Here is a 17,235-nt window from a genome sequence, read left to right as displayed (position 1 = left end):
TCTGACGGCCAATAGGTTTATTCTCAATACACTAATGCGGTAGCGCTTGCATGTTGGGAACTCCAAACATGAGAGAATCATCTCGCATTTGGAGGGTTTTGGTGGGTTAGACTCTCCAAACGCGGGGAAAGTTTACGGCGTTTGGAGGGTTTGGGGTTGTGCGGCGCTCCAAACGCGCGCGCTAAACCGCAACGCTCAAGCAAATCGTCGTGCTTCTTTCATAGTAATCTAGCGAAGAAGATTTACAACTCTTGCAATTTCAACAGAGTTCGACCTGTGTGAATATTTATTCTTATCACCATTAGTAAAAAGTGCCCACACACTCATAAGAGCAGTGGACACTTTTACCAGCCGTTAGCAACAACTAAACTTAGATTAATTAGCAAAATCAAAACTCAATACTGAAATCTTTCAATATGCAAAAATCCAATACTAAATTCAGTCATTTTTCATTTATTCACTCATTCTTAGCTTTTTAACTAATCACGAGTTTTATTTTTAGTTATATTGTTTTATTTGCGAACAGCAGCGTTAGAACCAGCATGCACTCCATGGCGACGCGTGGTGAATGTTATTGCACCACTTACCATCAGTACCAAGAAGGTCACAACTGCAGCAACAACACCACTGCCAGTAACAGCTAACTTTGAAGTCAGTTCCTTTGCAGTTGCACGTTCAGCAGTCTGTTCCTTACTTGAGTTACCAGCATCAACACCAGCAGAATTGTTAGCACTGTTATTATCAGTAGCGCCATTAGATTCAGACTGAACACTGTCGGACTTATTTGCAGTGACGGCATTAGCACTCTCATGATTCTCACCACCTTCTGTAGCACCTGACTTCGACTCTGCAGAAGCATGAACAGAACCACTAGCATTCTTTCCTTTCTTAGTAAAGGAACGATTAGCAGAATGGCTATTATTAACACGATCTGAATGACTCTGACCAGTATGTTCTAGCTTTTTCTCAGCAGGCTTAGATTCAGGCTTCTTCTCAGCCGGCTTCTTCGGAGCTGGCTTAGATTCAGCTGGCTTCTTCGGAGCTGGCATATTGTCAGACTGAGTATCGACATCAGCAACGTGTGCAGCAGACACAGTCACTTCACCAGAAGCAAGCTGACTACCATCAGCATCCATAAGCAAAATGGTATGTTTGCCAGTTAAACCAGCTGGAATCATAGCTTTGAAGTAGTACTTGCCGTTCTCATCAGCACGCACTGTTACATAATCATGACCATCTTCACCCTTAAGCTGCTGAGGCGTAGAGTAGATGAACGCATACATGCGAGCATCTTTCTTAGCATTATTCAAAGCTGCAGGTTTTCCAGAAACATACACACTCTGTTCCTTGCCAGCAACAATTTCCTTAGTATCTAAAGCAATCAGATTCTTTGTGAATTCTGCTGTAGAAACAGGAGGCAGCGGAGCTGAATCCGTTTGAGTTGATTCATCCTTAGTTTCCGGCTTTTTTGGAGTTGGCTTTGGAGCAGGAGCTGGCTTCTTGCCTGGCTTGCCTGGCTTACCCGGTTTGCTTGGCTTGCTTGGCTTGCCTGGTTTGCCTGGCTTACCCGGCTTGCCTGGCTTACCTGGCTTGCTTGGCTTACCCGGCTTGCTTGGCTTACCTGGCTTGCTTGGCTTACCTGGCTTACCTGGCTTCTCACCCTTGTGATCACCCGGCTTACCCGGCTTACCTGGCTTCTCACCATCAGTATGTTTCTTACTACGCTTCACAATAAATGTGTACGCAGTAGCATCAGCACTATTATCACTGGTATCGCTAGCAGTATTGCCAGCAAAATCAGTCACCTCAATAGTAAGCGTGTGAGTGCCATCAGCCAACTTTTCAGTCGGAATCTTCAACGTTAATGTTGTAGAATCTGGCTTATCTGGAGTTGGATTATCGTTGATGTTCTTCACATCAACTAAGGTGCTTTCAACAGTATTTACTGGAAGATAATTTTCCGTATACGCTACTGGACGACCATCAACCATAACACGCAAAGACTTCAAATGATCATCTGTTGCTCGAACAGTGATTTCATGACCATCAGCAATCTCTTCACCTTCAACCAAACCAGCTTCAACTTTTGGATCCGTTTCATCAAGCACAACAGGAATCACACCGAGTAAATGAGATTCAACCTGATCACTTAAGTGCAGCAGCAACTTGTCACCATCGTTTACTGGAATATCAGTTGAGAATTGGCGACGAGTTACTTCAGTACCATTCGTATCCAAAGTGTAGAAATCACCTACAGAATCATTATTAATTCGCAAAGTTTGACCGAAAGCATCATCCGACACATTGCCACTAAAGGTAACGGTATCGCGATTTGTAAATAACGTATGTCCGTACAACTTTGGCGTGTCAAAACGTGCTGTTGGAGGCGTAATGTCGAAGTAGAAAGCTGCAGGAGTATCGATTACATTCGTTTCATCGTCTTCATCAGCATCTTCGTCAGTTGCTTTTGTATTTACTTGCAAGCGGAAATCGTTGATTCCTGGATGCATCGGCAACTTTACGCTAAACTTGCCATTCTTAATATTCGCGCGCAATGGGTTTGGAGTTACGAACTTCTTGGTTTTGGCATCAATTCGCGTAGCTGGAGTGAACAGTACACTCGTTACATTAGCACCCACTTCGCCTTGAGCAACAAAATAATTTTTGCCAATAACATCTGATCCATAAGCTTTCTTATGCACTAACCACGCATAAGAACCCATAGAACCGGCATTAGTAAGCACGAAATCTTTTGTCTGTGGAGCTTCAGGTGTAGCAGTTGCACGACCAGCAAGCGCTAGACCCATAGTAGTGCTATTTTCTGCGGAATCTGTAGCTACGAGCGTTACCGTCACAGCTTTAGCAGCAGGAGTAATCACTGTTTTAAAGCTACCGTCTTTGCCAACAGTTACCACTTCTTCAGTTTCCTTACCAGCTGCAGCCGCCTCTGCTTGCTTTACATTTGCATTAATACTCGCTTTTGAAGTTGTATTAGCTCCAGAAACAGCTTGCGAAGAAGATGCAGTAGTATGAGTGGCACCCGAACCAGCAACAACATTAGCTGAAGTAGTATTGTCAGCAGCTTTCTGATACTTCAACTTTAGTTTTACAGTATCTCCAGGAGTGTCCGTTACTTTACCAGCAACAGTTACTTTACCATCTGCAGATACAGGCAAATTACCCTTGTTGTCAAGACCATTCATGGTAATGTTTGGAGCTTGCGCGTTGAACGTTAGCTTAAGTTTCTTATTACCAAGACGATCACCTTTTGCATCGTACGCCTTAAAGATCACAGTATTTTCGCCATTTTTCAGCGGCACAAACGCGTAGAAAGTATTCTCATCCTTGCGTTTTGCAGCATTCGTAACTTGCTGCTTTTTACCGTCCTTAGGAGTTACGTAAGCTTGTATAGATGCGACGTTATCAGTAAGGTATCCTTCGATGTAGAACTTGCCATTAATATTCGGGTTAGTTTTACTTTCTTCTAGAGCATTAGCTTTAATTTGGCGGGAAGTAAGAACTTTTTCATTTGGAATAATAATGTTCCTAGTCGATATTTCTTCTTCCTTACCATTTGCATTTTTTCGAGTATGCTTATTGAACACCTTCTTAACCTCAGTTGGGTTCATAGCATTGTCTCGAGCAAGCACATCTATATATGGCGCGTCCGTACCAATGTGGATAGGCTTGCACACTCGCGTACGAGTTGCTTCATTCAACGGACATTGAGTATCTTCATCACCATAGTTCAAAGCATCTTTTACACCAGGAAGATGAATAGTTGGTACGCCAGGATCAGGACTCAATTCATCACTAATAACAATCTTCACATTGCCGTTAGCATCACGATCAGATACTGTGACTTTAGGTCCATGATTATCGATTGCTACCTTCATGTCATAAGTTTGCCAATCAAACTTATCTCCTAAGCGAGCCTGAATGCGATACGTATACCATCCATCAGGAAGAATGTCAAACCTACTTGTTTTTGGATTCCACACAGACCCGTCGAAATTTCCAGCTAAACCGTCGGTTGCACTAGCATCAGAGATAGTAGAACGATTTACATTGTATTCTGTTCCAAGAACAATCTTAGTTTTATGATGAGAATCCAACACAGAATACTTTATGTCAGACGCACCTCGGAACATAGACATAGATGGCACAACGTAATCCATCCACCCATCTTGATTTGCAGGTGAAAATTCACCAAGTACATACGGCTTAGTTTCATTATTGACTGGAAGTTTGCCCATACTGCCTGCTACAGAAAGTAAAGAAGTCGTAAGATCACTATGATCTGCACCATAGCTTTCTCCCGGCTTTACCATAATTGGTTCAGCATTCCAATCGCCTACGAAACCGAGGTATGGCACAGCAACATCTGGCTGAGTATCGCTCAGCGATTCAAAACGCACCCAACCTTCAATATAATGATTGCCTTTAGAACGATCTGGGCTTAACGTAAACTTCACACCAGCGGTTTTCCCAGGCTTTACTGTAACTTCACGCGTTTTTGATTGCAACGTTTCAGTATCACTAATAGAGGTTACTGTATCTTTATTGGCCTCATTAGACTCATTGACAACATCCTGATCTGGGACAGCAAATTTTACTGGATTCTTACCATAATTATGTAAAGTAACTGTAAAGTTGCGATCAGCATTCACGTTTCTAAGAGCCACGTACGAATTGCCATCGACTGTTGCAATCACGTTAGTAGCAACAGCTTTATCGACCTGAGCTAAGCCAGCGCCAATTTGACGAGGAGCATACGGAATCTGCTTACTATCTGCAGAATCTTTACGTCCAATAATACTTGCTGTATTCATTAATGCTTGGCTTACACGGGTAGCCATTTCAGACTTTTTAAGCTTAGGGAAACGATTCTTATAGCTTTCCATCACTAACGCCGAAAGACCGGAAACGTTTGGAGCAGCCATAGAAGTACCGGACATGCTCGTGTATTTATTGCCATTCTGCGTAGACCACACGTTACCACCAATGCCAGCAATATGAGGTTTAAATCAAGTTCTGGCGTTGGTCCCCAAGAAGTGAAGGTTGAAGGCTTACCGTTATCTGGATTAACAATAGTAGTGAATTGGTTCGTGAAAGCTATCTTCACTTTCTCGCCTTTATGTAAAGCAGTAAGAATTTGCAATGCATAAGAACGAGGTATGGACGCACCAAAGCAATCCTTGATTTTCTCCAATCCGCCCATTCCAATAAACATGGATGAATCTTTGTCGTGATTATAAACAATCACACCTTTAGCGCCTTTAGCAATAGCATTCTTAAACTTTTCCGTAAAAGTAATGCCACCACGTTCTACAAGAGCATACTTATCTTTAAGATCAAGATCTTTAACATCAGTTTCAGTAGCTTTTTTAGCATCCACAAGTTCATGCTGAGATACTGCGTCTATTAAAGAACCAATGGCAAGATTGTATGGCACTGCGTGAGATTTGCCATCTTTCCCTGTCCAGTTTGCTGCTTGCTGCGTAATGTTGGAATTTTCTACAGAAGCAACGCTGAAAGCGGAAGGATAAGAAGATGGAGAGCCGAGAGTAGCATCATCCCACTTGCCAAGCGCATCATCCTCACCGCCGGAAGGAGAAAAGTTCAAGCCAGAGTTTCCAGCAGAAATCACCGGTAGTGAACCAGCTTCGCGAGCCTTTTTAAGTGCAATTGAAGTGGCATTAGAAGTTCCAGCAAAACCATTAGTTGAACCGAGAGACATGTTGATAATATCGGCGCCAAGTTTTACGGAATCTTCGATTGCAGCAACAATATCAACATCGCGAGCGCCATGTGCCTCAGGATTATTTGAGAACACTTTCATAGCAAGCAGCTGAGCGTTTGGAGCTACACCATCAACGCGATGATGTTCTGAAGCAGGAGAATCCTGTTCATCACCATTTGCAGCAACAATACCAGCCACATGCATACCGTGCTGTTCTGCACCAGAGTCTGTGAAGTTATCGTTTTCATCGGCATAATTGAAACCTGCAGGAACTTTGTCAGTAGTGTCGCCTTTACCTGTTGGTTGTAATCGAAGATGTTGCTTAGCTGAAGCATCAAGCTTCATATCTTGGTGAGTTGGATCTATGCCGGTATCGATGATGGAAACCAGCATTCCAGTTCCATCAAGATGATGCTTTTTAAACACCGTCTGCACGCCTTGCAAATCGCGAGCATAATTTTCCATTGGATAATACAAGCGTTCTTTTGCAACAGAAACTACACCTGGCTCCTTTCGCAAAGCTTGAATATGATTTTCAGGAAGAGTAGCTTCAAAAGCACTCATTAAATAACCAACTTTGCGACGAACCGTCATATTGTACTTTGACTTTACGCGGTTAATTAAAACATCCTGCTCATGAATGTTGGCTTTTTCATCATAATCAGTGAGCTGCGGATGATTATTTTTCAACGTGACAACAACAGTCACTTGAGCATTTGAATTTTTATTAAATTGATCTTTTTTACCGTAATTCTCAAAAGCTTTAGCAAGAGTTGGATTAATGTGACGCAGCTGTTCTGGGGTGAAATTCGTGTTTTTACGCGTTTTGGCAGACGCTGCAATGAATTCTGTGCCTGATGTTTCTTTCGCAAACGCTGGAGAAACATCAGCAAGCGGCACCATAAGCGTCGCCGCAGCAACGCCTAATGCTGCTAAACGAGTCAGATATGACGTTCGTTTGAACTTCATAAACATACTCTCCTTCAAAATAGTGGTTAACTACCCAATGAAAAGTGCTTATAGATACTTCACAAGAAAATGTTGGTACTAATCCCAAATTCTGCAAGTGAAATTTCCTTGGAAACTTTGTGCAATATATGCAAAATTTCCAGCACAATTTCATATATCGGTGTAAATATTTTTGTTACGCTCATTTAAAGCATTTCCGCTAAATATCAAATGGGAGATATACCCCCCACCCATATAAATCAACAAATAATGCCACTTTTCAGCAGGTGCAACAAAAATATTTTTCACAAACTCTAGCACTGTTTGAGACAGAAACAATTCCAAATAAATTGCGTTTTCACAAACAAAAATATGAAGAAAATCACATTTTATATAAAAAATGGCTTAATTTAGCCCTTTTTACACAAATATTTTCTGCGATGTCAACATAGAAAAAATTCTGTATTAACATATAATTTACATGAAACTTGAGAAAAAATACATAATGTTACTATTTTTTAAGAAATTTAGAGCTAATTACCAACAAATGTTAGTGCGTTGCGCAATATAAACCGTAAATTTTTCAGCCAACCGACGATAGATGCAAACGGCAGAAACTTTACACGGCGAGAGCGTTACCCCACATTTGTAGCAAAACACAACCCAAAACCCTCCAAACGCGGGTAAAGCTTCTCACGTTTGGAGGGTTTGAGGCTGCGTAGCGCTCCAAGCGCGGGGAAAGTTTACGGCGTTTGGAGCGTTGACACTACTTTGTCGCTCCAAACGCGCGCAATGCTGCGCTCAGGCAAATCGTTCGCGCTGCGCGAGTAACGATAAACAGCCAACATTAGTTACTAGCGCAGATTAGCTACTGCGCGAGTAACGCATCACAACGCATCACACCGCATCACACACCACCGCGACGCAACTTACTCAGCACATTGCGCGACACCGCCAGCAAATGCCGTCCGCGCACATAAATCTCATCGCGCTTCTTACGCCACAAAGTCGCAACCATCGTTGCCAACACCGCAAACGTCAGAATCATAGCGAGCACAAACAGCGTCATCCAAAGCGGCCACTGCACGCGATCCTCCGGCGCCTTCACCGGATCCGGCAGCACGCGGTATCCAGTCACCAACAGTCTGTGCGAGTTAACGCCATACGGGGTACACGTAAGCAGCGTCGCAAGGTCGCGCCCCTTCTCGCGCTGCAGCAAGCTTATGTCGTGCGGATCGACCACGCTAATGCGAAACACCTTGTAACGCAGCGTCTCCCCCTGCACATCAAAGTAAAAATAGTCGCCCTTCTTCAAATTCACCAAATCGTCGAACATCGTGGCATCCGGCAAACCCGTATGCGCCGTCACCACCGCATGACGATTCTTACCGCCCACCGGCAAATCCATGCCATACAAGTGGCCCGCACCATGCGCCAAAACCTCCTGCGAACTACCATGGTAAATCGGCAGCTTCACGCCAATCTTCGGAATCTTCACAATACCCATAATGCCCATAGGCTCATCAAGCTGCTTGGCGTACTCCTTATACTCCGGCTTATTCATGTAATCCGTTGTGCCATCGTACGGATCAGACGTAATAATCGCCTTATGACGCGCATTATAGCGGCGAGCCGCGCGCAGATGAGCACGACGCACATCGCCAGCCTGATCGTGATTATATTTATCGTACTCGGAAGAAATTTCCTTAGAAACGCGATTATTCCAAAGCGTGGAGCACACCGGATACGCAAAGCACAGCAGGCCCGCGAGCACGAAGGCTATTGGCTCAACGATTTTACGGAGCATAGATTTTTGCTGGGATTTGTGGGCGGCGTGAGGCTTTGGTTGATTTGGTGCGTCGGTTTGATTGGTTTCGTTAGTTTGATTAAGGGTGATTTGGGTAGGGATAATTTGAGTTGCGTCTGATTCGGTTGCAGGTGATGCGGTTAAGTTAGTTTGGTTAGGTTGGTTAGTTTGATTAGTTTGGTTAGTTTGGTTTTTGAAAAGCTTATTTTGGGAGATTTTGTTGAGGAAAACATATACTTTCGTAACGGCGCTGTTTAATTTCATGCTTCCTCCGTTTCGTGTTTTTCTTATCTTTGATTTACTGATTTTTGAGTATCGTCTATGAGTTTTGACTGATTTTTGGCTGGCGTGTTTTCTGAAGTGCTGTGAGAGATAGGAATTACTTGTCTCGCAGCGCTACGCTCTTATACCTTATTTAGACTTAAAGGTTGCATAGTTAAGTTTAGTTTTTTAGTTACTTTCTTTCAAAAATATTTATTTATCAAAAAGATATTACTATCGCTCCGCTTTTATATTGCTCGACAAGCAATTCCTATCTCTCACTATTAGTAAAACCGCTAGTGTTTTGTGGTGTGGTAGGAGTAGTGCCTGGCGTGGAGTGTGCAGCAGCGAGAATGTTAGTGTTCGCTGATCAACAGGAATCAGCGTCTGCAGAGCATTGGTGCAAAGCTTCAGAAACAAATACGGGAAAATAACCTGGCATTTGTTGTCGGCTTTAGCCGTTACGGCCACAAACGCCGGAGAATTTACGAAGTTTGTGGTCAAAAAGCCATGTTTTCAAAAAAGAAAAATAAGACAGCAGACTGCACTGTGCGAAGAAGAGGGATGCTCGCGCAAAGCGCGAACACAGTGCAGCCTGCTGAGTATTTAATTATAGCCAGGCGATTAAAATCTCGCGCGAAGCGCGTTTACAGCTTTAATCGCCTAGCTGATTGCAATTCTGAAGAATTGCGAAGAATCATGCAGCCTGCTGCTCTTCATCCTTCTTGCGGTTACGCATGAAGACGAAGATGCCGAAGCACACCAAGCACACGCCAGCCAATGCGAAGATCACAACGCCAGCAGCACCGGTCTTTGGAAGGTGGAACCAAGAACCGTTGTCCTTTGTTGGCACGTTAGCAATGTCGACGGATGTAGGATTTTGTTCCGTGGAAGTTGCAAGAACAACTGCTTTATGGGCCTGATGATCGCGCTCATAGTTAGCTGGAGCTTCAGTCTCAACAATGTAGAATGGGTGCGTTGAATCATCAACAACAACCTTCACAGGAGTTTGGAACTTACCACCGTCAACAGTAGTGAGTTCGCCAACCTTTGAAGCGTTTTGGCATTCAGTTGCGCTTGTATTTGCAGCACATGCGTCAGCATCAGTCTTCTTAGCGAAGAGCTTGAACTTAGCGCCAGCGAGCTTAGGCTTAGACGTCTGAGTATTCGCATCTGTTGATTTAAAAGTACCGTCGTACTTGTTCACCTGTAAGTATCCGTAATTGGATGTAACCGTTGAGCCACCATCGCCTGGAACTTCTGGGGTTGGAGTTGGCTTATTCTTACCCTGTCCCGGAATAAAACCAGACTTATTGGTGAAACTCTTTTCAGTGACTTGCGTAGGATCCTTAATCGTGAACGCAAATTCAACTTCTACCTTTGCATTAGCGTCAGCTTTAGCTGCTGTTGCGATGCTTGTTAATCCAGTTTCATTGAAAGAAACCTTAATACGTGTTGCTACGGTTGTATTGTTATCTTTACCTTTAACATCTTCAGTAGCAACAGAGATATTATTAGTACCTTTATCATCTTTCAAAGGTACAGATTTATCTGTAGTACCGTTTTCTTTATAAACCACTGTTGCAGACTTAACAACAGCTGCCGTATAGTCATTGAATACACCTGCAGGAGCCTGATCGAATACAGTGTATCCCGTCAGATCATCCTTAGTCCAACTATCACGCTTTGTATCGGTATTACTAGTCACAGCAGCAGAAATCTTGTAGGTCATGGTATCGCCATTACCCACAAATGCTGTCTCATTTTCACCGCGAACAAGAGTCTTCGTAATCTTACCAGCAAGGCTCTGATTCTTTGGTTTTGCAGTTACATTGTAGTCATAGGTAACTTGCTTATTTGCTTCATGAGTGATTTCTGGAATAGTCATGTAGAACGGTGTAACGTCATTAGAGTGGCCAGGTGCTGGCTGTGTTTCTTCTACCTTATAAAGGCCGATAGGAAGATTGCTGAATTTCTTCGAACCATCAGAACCTGTTACAGCTTCTTTCCTAGCACTTGCATCAAATTCCATGCCTGCCTGATTAGGATTATCGTTAAGAGATTTCACCTTAGTAGCAAGAGCTTCCCAGTTCTTATAATCTTTGAGATCTGTGTTTGTGGTATCAGAGGTAGAAAGCTTCGTAACTCTTTGTACCTTGAATTTAGCACCAGGAAGAGGAACGGATGTATCACCATTACCCTTATCCTCATACTTCTTGATGGTGATGGAACCAACGCAGTTGGCGGTTTGGGTTGTATCCCATGGTGCCTTGTTGGCTGTGCATTCAGTCCCATCAACAGCCCACGCGGAGCTGCCAGCCACCACGGCGCCGGCGACGCACAGCGTGCCAGCCATTGCGAGCGAGGCCACAGCGGCCACGCATTGTTTAGTGAATTTATTCACTTTCTTCTCCTTTGTTCAGGCCCCTTTTGGGGCAGGTTTTGAGGAAAATACGTTTATTTTTAATTTTTCTGCGCAACAAGTTTTAGCGCGAATCGCATGCAAGCTTGCGAGCCAGTTGCGTCTTTAGACCAGCCGACGTGCAGGTTTGCGTGCAAATGTTTTCATCAGCATCGCCACCTTTCGGTAGCCCACCTTCTGACGCGCCTAAATGCGGCGCGCAACCATCCGGTGACTTTGCAGACAAAATCTTTTACGGACGCAGAATAATCGTCAAATCGCCTAATATCCTTGACTTTTTTGACTAAACCGCGCCAAATTTCGGAAATCTTACTGTTACTGTTGCTGTTGCTATTTTGTGTAGCGCCGCGCAAACCGCGCATCATGCCAGCAGCCGCGCCAGCGACACCACCAACCGCGCCGACGAGCATCGCGTGACCCCACTTCGTCTGATCAACGAAGAACGCGCCGCACATAACGCACATGCCAATCATCGCCACCACCAGCAGCGCCATGCTCATCCCCTCGCCGCCGGTCTTTGGCAGAGCGAATTTAGGCGGATCAATCACGTTCACGTCGAAGGAAATTCTGTTCCAATCAACAGCAGACTTTAATCCTGTAAGCTGAACCCTTTTCATATCCGTAGACGAATACTTGTTACCCTCAATAAGACTTCCATTAACAGTTTTATCAAACACCGTCAGCGCATTCGGCTTCAACGCAAACACAGCGCAGGTGTAATTTCCAGCCTTTTGAGGTACGCCAGCAATATCGTCTTCACTGCGAGACACAGCGCTTTCTATGCTGTTCGGATCTTTATTCTTCGTGAAGCCATATAGCAAGTTATCATTGCAATTCTTACTGTCTTGACTGCAAGACTTTCGCTGATCAGCAGTTGCAAACTTCCAAGGCTGCACACCTTCACCATAATTCTGGTTCAAGTGCATATTGAGCGTATCGTCAAGCCCGCGGCTCCACTTTTGCTCGCCTTGCTTAGTGCACATCATGCGCAATGAAATATTGCTACGATCTTTCAAGCTCCACGCAAGCACATACGGGTTCTTAGTAAGGCTCGTGCCGCTCATAACGGTAAGAGAATTACCAGCATCAAGCGTGTCATGAACAGGATCAGCGTCTTTAGACCTGAGCAATGTCATCTTAAGATCCTTGTCGGCTCCACCTAAGCCTCCAACTATAACTTTCGCATACACAGGCTTACCGTTGTTTCCAGAATCCGGGTCGTCCGAAGTGGAGCCATCCGGATAATGGATGACAATCTCTTTAAAGTACGCTTTAGGAGCAACAGATTGATCTGGGTGGAAGGTCACCTTTCCGTAACGAGTGCCGTCACCATTGGCACTGTGCTTGCCATTGTGATTATTAGGATCTTTAGGATTGTCAGGCTTATTGCTCTGATCACCTGCTTTATCTGCGGCGTTACCGGCCCAATACGACCAGTCTAGAGAAACCTGCTTTCCCTTAGTTCCGTCAGCATTTACCTCAAAGCCGTGAGTAGCATCCTTAAACTCAAACCAAGTTCCATCCGGAAGCGCACCAGCCTTCACAGCATCCTGGTATTTATCCGCACCGTTAGCGCTCTTAACGCTTTGCGGCACAGCATTCTCAACCTTTTGACCAGCCGTAACGTTCACATCAACATACTTCGGGTTGTAGAAGTGGTTGTCGTTGTGAATACGAATCTCGAACGAGCCAATCTTATAACCCTTACCATCTTCACCGTACGGATACTTATCGTCCTTAGTCTTATCAAACAGACCAGCAGCTGGGTCTTTGGAAGTGCTCTTCTTTATATTAACCTTAACAGCATTCGCAAACGCCTCAGACTTATCTTTGCCACTTATAACGTAGACCTTGCACTTGTAGTCGCCAGTCTTTTGAGCCTTTCCGCCAAAATATCCGCGCGTCTGCTCGGAAGCGCCGTCAATGTCGTATAGATAGTTGTCTTTATCGCATCTCTTATCAAGACGGCACTGCTTCTGCTGCTTAAAGCTAGCGTGCTCCCAGATTTTCTGGCTCTTAAACCTCAAGCCGTCTTTTTCGTTCTCATCCTTCGACTTCGTGTTATTAACATGACCAGGCAGAGTGTTGTAAGTATAATCGCTATACTTGCCATCCTTACCCTTCTTGGAGCAGATTACATGCTGATGCAACTTACCAACAGACTTAGTCATCCACGAATCGAAGGTTGCGTCGTTAGGTAGCGACTTGCCTACTTTAAGGTCGTAGCCGTCTCCCATGCCTATATCGAAGTAGCGCTTATACAGGTTAAGATAAAGTTGATTATCCTTGTCGTCGCGCGTAACATTCACCTTTGCATACACAGGGTGCTTGTAGTTAATAGAGTCGTCATCGCTTGAAGCAGAACCGTCTGGGTAGTGCACAACAACCTCGGCCCAGTACTGCCCAGCGTCTTTCCACTTATCTGGACGGAATGTGACGGAGCCGTATTCGCGAACTGACTTAGGGTCTTTATCTTTTGCCTCGTTCTTGCCATCTGCCTTATTGTCTTCGCCGCCCTCAAAGTTAGACCAAAGTTCCTTCTCGTATGGGAACTTGTCAGGTTGCGTTTTATCAACCTTCTTAACAAGCTTCTTAATCTCAAACCACGTGCCTGGTGGAAGAGCTTTGCCATCTTCAACGCCGCCCAAGTCTTCATCTGGAACACCGTTAGCGTTTACCTGCTTGCCATTCACCGTAATCTTCGTGTGGCTCTTTGGCTGACCGGAGCTATTAGTCTCCTTATTAGCAAACGTACCAGCTTGAATCGTTGGAATCGTCTTATAAGTCGGATTATACTTTTGGCTGTCTTTGAGCTTGATTTTAAAGTAGAAGTTGCCAGAAACCCACTCTTTGCCCTTGACGGATGCAAAAGCACCAGTATCAAAAGCAAAGACAAAACCTGCGCCGTTGTCTTTAGCTAACTTATCAAACTTTGTGAGCGCACCGTTATGCTGCGTACCTTTACCATCGTGAGCCTGGTGGAACGCGAACACCTTACACTCGTACTCGCCGCCTTCCTTAGGCTTGCCGCCAATCAGCGCGCGCGAACGCTCCATAGTGTCTTTGTTGTATTCGCTATTGTGAAGGTATGTATTTAAATCACAAGTATTCTTATCCTTGCAATTCTTATCATTACCCCTCTTCCACTGGCGGAATTCTTCAAACTGCAAGCCATTAATGTCCCCACTAGCCTTACTATTGCCCTCGGCAGGCTTAAGCAGCTTATACTTAGTGTCATTCTTCTTATGGCACACGGCGCGGAAGGTAATAGGACCTTTGGCGTTATTAGCCCACGAATCAAGCACAATGCCGTTATTCTTGTTGTCTTTTGGCGCACCTATTTTCGTGCCCTTAGAAAGCTCTTTAGGCTTATTCGCATCTCCAAAGCTCCAGCCACCAAACTGACCGTTATTTATTTGCGTACCGTCGTAAAGGTTAAGATGCAAATCGCCGTCTGTAACAGGCAACTCTTGCACTTTAACAGGAGCATATACAACCTTGTCATAATTACCTGCGTCACTATCTTTAGACGTAGAACCATCCGGATACGTAACAAGTACAGGGGTCTTATCACTTGTACCAGCTTCTGTTTTAGACGGGCTAAACGTCACTTTACCGTTTCCTGTATTTTTTGAATCAATCTTAGACCAATCAAGCACAGGAGAAGTGTATTGAGTGTACTTCTCTAACTTAAAGGTAGAACCACTAGGCAACGCGCCTTCCCTAACCCACGGCTTTTGGCTATCTTTTACACTCTTAGGCTCTTTGCTATCAGTAGGATTAAACCTATTATTATTCGTATCGTAGTTAACAACCGTTTCGTCGTAATGCGGGTTGTACACGGATGCTTGAGAGACAATGTGTATATCAACGCCTTTGACTTGCTCAACTTGTTGCTTATATTTACAACTATTCGCACTTGGATTAGGGTAAGTGATTTGAACGTCAAAATGTATAGTATGACCTCTATCGGTTTTCTTTGGATTATACTTAATTTTACCTGTTATAGGGTCAATATAAGCTTGACCAGGTTGCATGCTGTTAGGATTATTAGCCTTTGTAACACCATTTGGTAATAACTCTTTCCCTCCACTCTTTTTGAAAGAAAATGTTATACCTGTATCAGTTTGTTCAAATGGTTTCTCTGTATTATCGTATATCCATTTACCCTGTTCAGCCGTGCCATCCCAATGGCCAGTTTTAAAATATGGATCTACATCAGTAATTTCACCATATACGGCATCTTTTTTAGATTTTTTTGGAAATTGAACATCATCATTGCTCGTTGGATTAAAACCATAATGCCATTCTTTAGAATCAGGTATGCCATCACCATCATGATCATACGGACCCCAAATAATAAACTTATTCTTATCTGATCCATTTCTGTAAGAAACAAACCCTGCCATGAAAGGCAAATTGTAAGGATCTTGATTATCTTTAACTTCAGCGGAGATAATCCAACGAATACCACTTACGCTATTGTTCTGTTCCCATGTTTTAAATAATCTACCGAATTTACCTTGTTTTTTCCAATTCCAAGCTTCGCATGCTTCATTTGAAAATATGCCACATGTTGCAATATGTTGATTCCATAGCTCATCATACTCAGCATCACCTGGAACTCTAGTCACATTAGTGCCAGAGTTAAACTTTCCTGGCTCTTCATTTTCATTACCTCTAAGATGCCAACTATAGAATTTTGCAGGACGACCGTTATAAAATCCGGTTCTATCGAACTCAGTCCTATAACGCGTAATCCTAACAGTTTCATCTTTAACACCTGAAGGAAGAACAGCATAAAATTCAGGTTGACCATCATAAGAATGTGAACCATCCTTAGGATCACACTTCATAAGTGGATTTTCCATTGCTTTAATTCTGCAAGCCTCTTTATTGTATAAGACTTCCCAAGTAATAGTAGTTTTTTTACGTCCATTAACGTTTTCTGTTTTAATAACTGGATTTTGAAAATCAATATCACGCCATATGTCATGATTATCAACAGAAGAAGGAGAAATATAGCCTGTACCTATATAATCCCAAAAAACATTAGCCTTACCACCAGCCTTCGCCTTATTCACTGGCGGCAAGATGAGCATTGCAAGGAGCGTGGCGGCGGCTACAAAAAACGCTAGTATTGCGCGGAGTAAGGTGCGAGAAGTGCGTGCGGTGCTGGAGGTGCTGGAGGTGGTGGAGGTAGCGTTGAGCGCTGCATCGCGCTCGCTGGTCTTATGCCAAGCCAAAGCGCGCGACGCAAGACGACCCACTCGTGATGCGAATCCACGGAACTTTGCTGGTAACATTCTCTCGCCTTCCTAATCCTTCGCTGCCGCAAAAGCCGCAGCCTCTAAACCTCGCGTAACCATACTGTGTAGCAGCTGTGTAGCAGCTGTGTAGCAGAGAAGACGTAGCCTTCTATCTAGAAAGCAGCCAACCGCAGCCTTCTATCTACCCTGCTAATCAGCAAGCTCCCAACCGAAGCTAACTAGTCAACCAACCGTCAACCAACCAATCAGTAGTACTACTAATAAGTAGCGCTACTAGTCACACTCAAAGCCAAGTGCTCAAGCCAACTCTAAGCTAGTAGCAGTGCCGCGCATAGCAATGCAGCGCAGCGCAGCAATCCAACCACAGGTAGAGAGTATACATACCTATAAGCCCTATACGCAAGTGCGGCGACTAAAGCGGTCAGTAAAATAGTATGGTACTTTTAAAGCCTTTAGTATTTATACCCCCCCCCCATGAACGATTTCAAGCAAAAAGGGCATATAATATTGCATATAATCACACATATGGAAAAATTCCTACAATCTACTAGTATCGCTAAAAAATCTACTGAAAAATGCATTTAGAATGAATAATTTCCGACGCCAAAACGAGGAAATTGCGTCTTCGGCGTGTCTAAAGCCGGCCGCTTCCACGGGCTAAAATACTACATGTAGGTATGCTGCGCGCAGCGTGGTGCTATATGCTGTGGTAGAGCGGACGGGCGAGATTCCAACCCAAACCGACAACAAACGACGGAAAATTGCACGGCAAATGTGGTCAGCC

Annotated in this window: 3 protein-coding genes and 1 pseudogene; all 4 read right to left on the bottom strand. The window is 44.0% G+C overall.

Going from position 1 to position 17,235, the window contains the following annotated elements:
* Positions 1-512: 512 nt before the first annotated feature.
* Positions 513-6,712: pseudogene (locus ACLD5M_RS03450) on the bottom strand (S8 family serine peptidase).
* An 886-nt stretch (positions 6,713-7,598) separates the two neighbouring features.
* Positions 7,599-8,762 carry a class C sortase gene (locus tag ACLD5M_RS03445; RefSeq protein ID WP_410314619.1) on the bottom strand — a complete coding sequence of 388 codons (1,164 nt, stop codon included), beginning with the start codon at positions 8,760-8,762 and terminating at the stop codon, positions 7,599-7,601.
* Between the two features lie 694 nt (positions 8,763-9,456).
* Complete coding sequence (locus tag ACLD5M_RS03440) at positions 9,457-11,163, bottom strand: SpaH/EbpB family LPXTG-anchored major pilin (RefSeq protein ID WP_410314618.1); 1,707 nt, start codon at positions 11,161-11,163, stop codon at positions 9,457-9,459.
* Positions 11,164-11,327: 164 nt separating this feature from the next.
* Positions 11,328-16,487, bottom strand: a complete 5,160-nt coding sequence (locus ACLD5M_RS03435; protein WP_410314617.1) for a Rib/alpha-like domain-containing protein — start codon at positions 16,485-16,487, stop codon at positions 11,328-11,330.
* Positions 16,488-17,235: the final 748 nt, after the last annotated feature.

Source organism: Gardnerella sp. Marseille-Q9185, assembly GCF_046508745.1.
Classification (GTDB): Bacteria; Actinomycetota; Actinomycetes; order Actinomycetales; family Bifidobacteriaceae; genus Bifidobacterium; species Bifidobacterium greenwoodii.
This window is presented reverse-complemented; position numbering and strand designations above follow the sequence as displayed.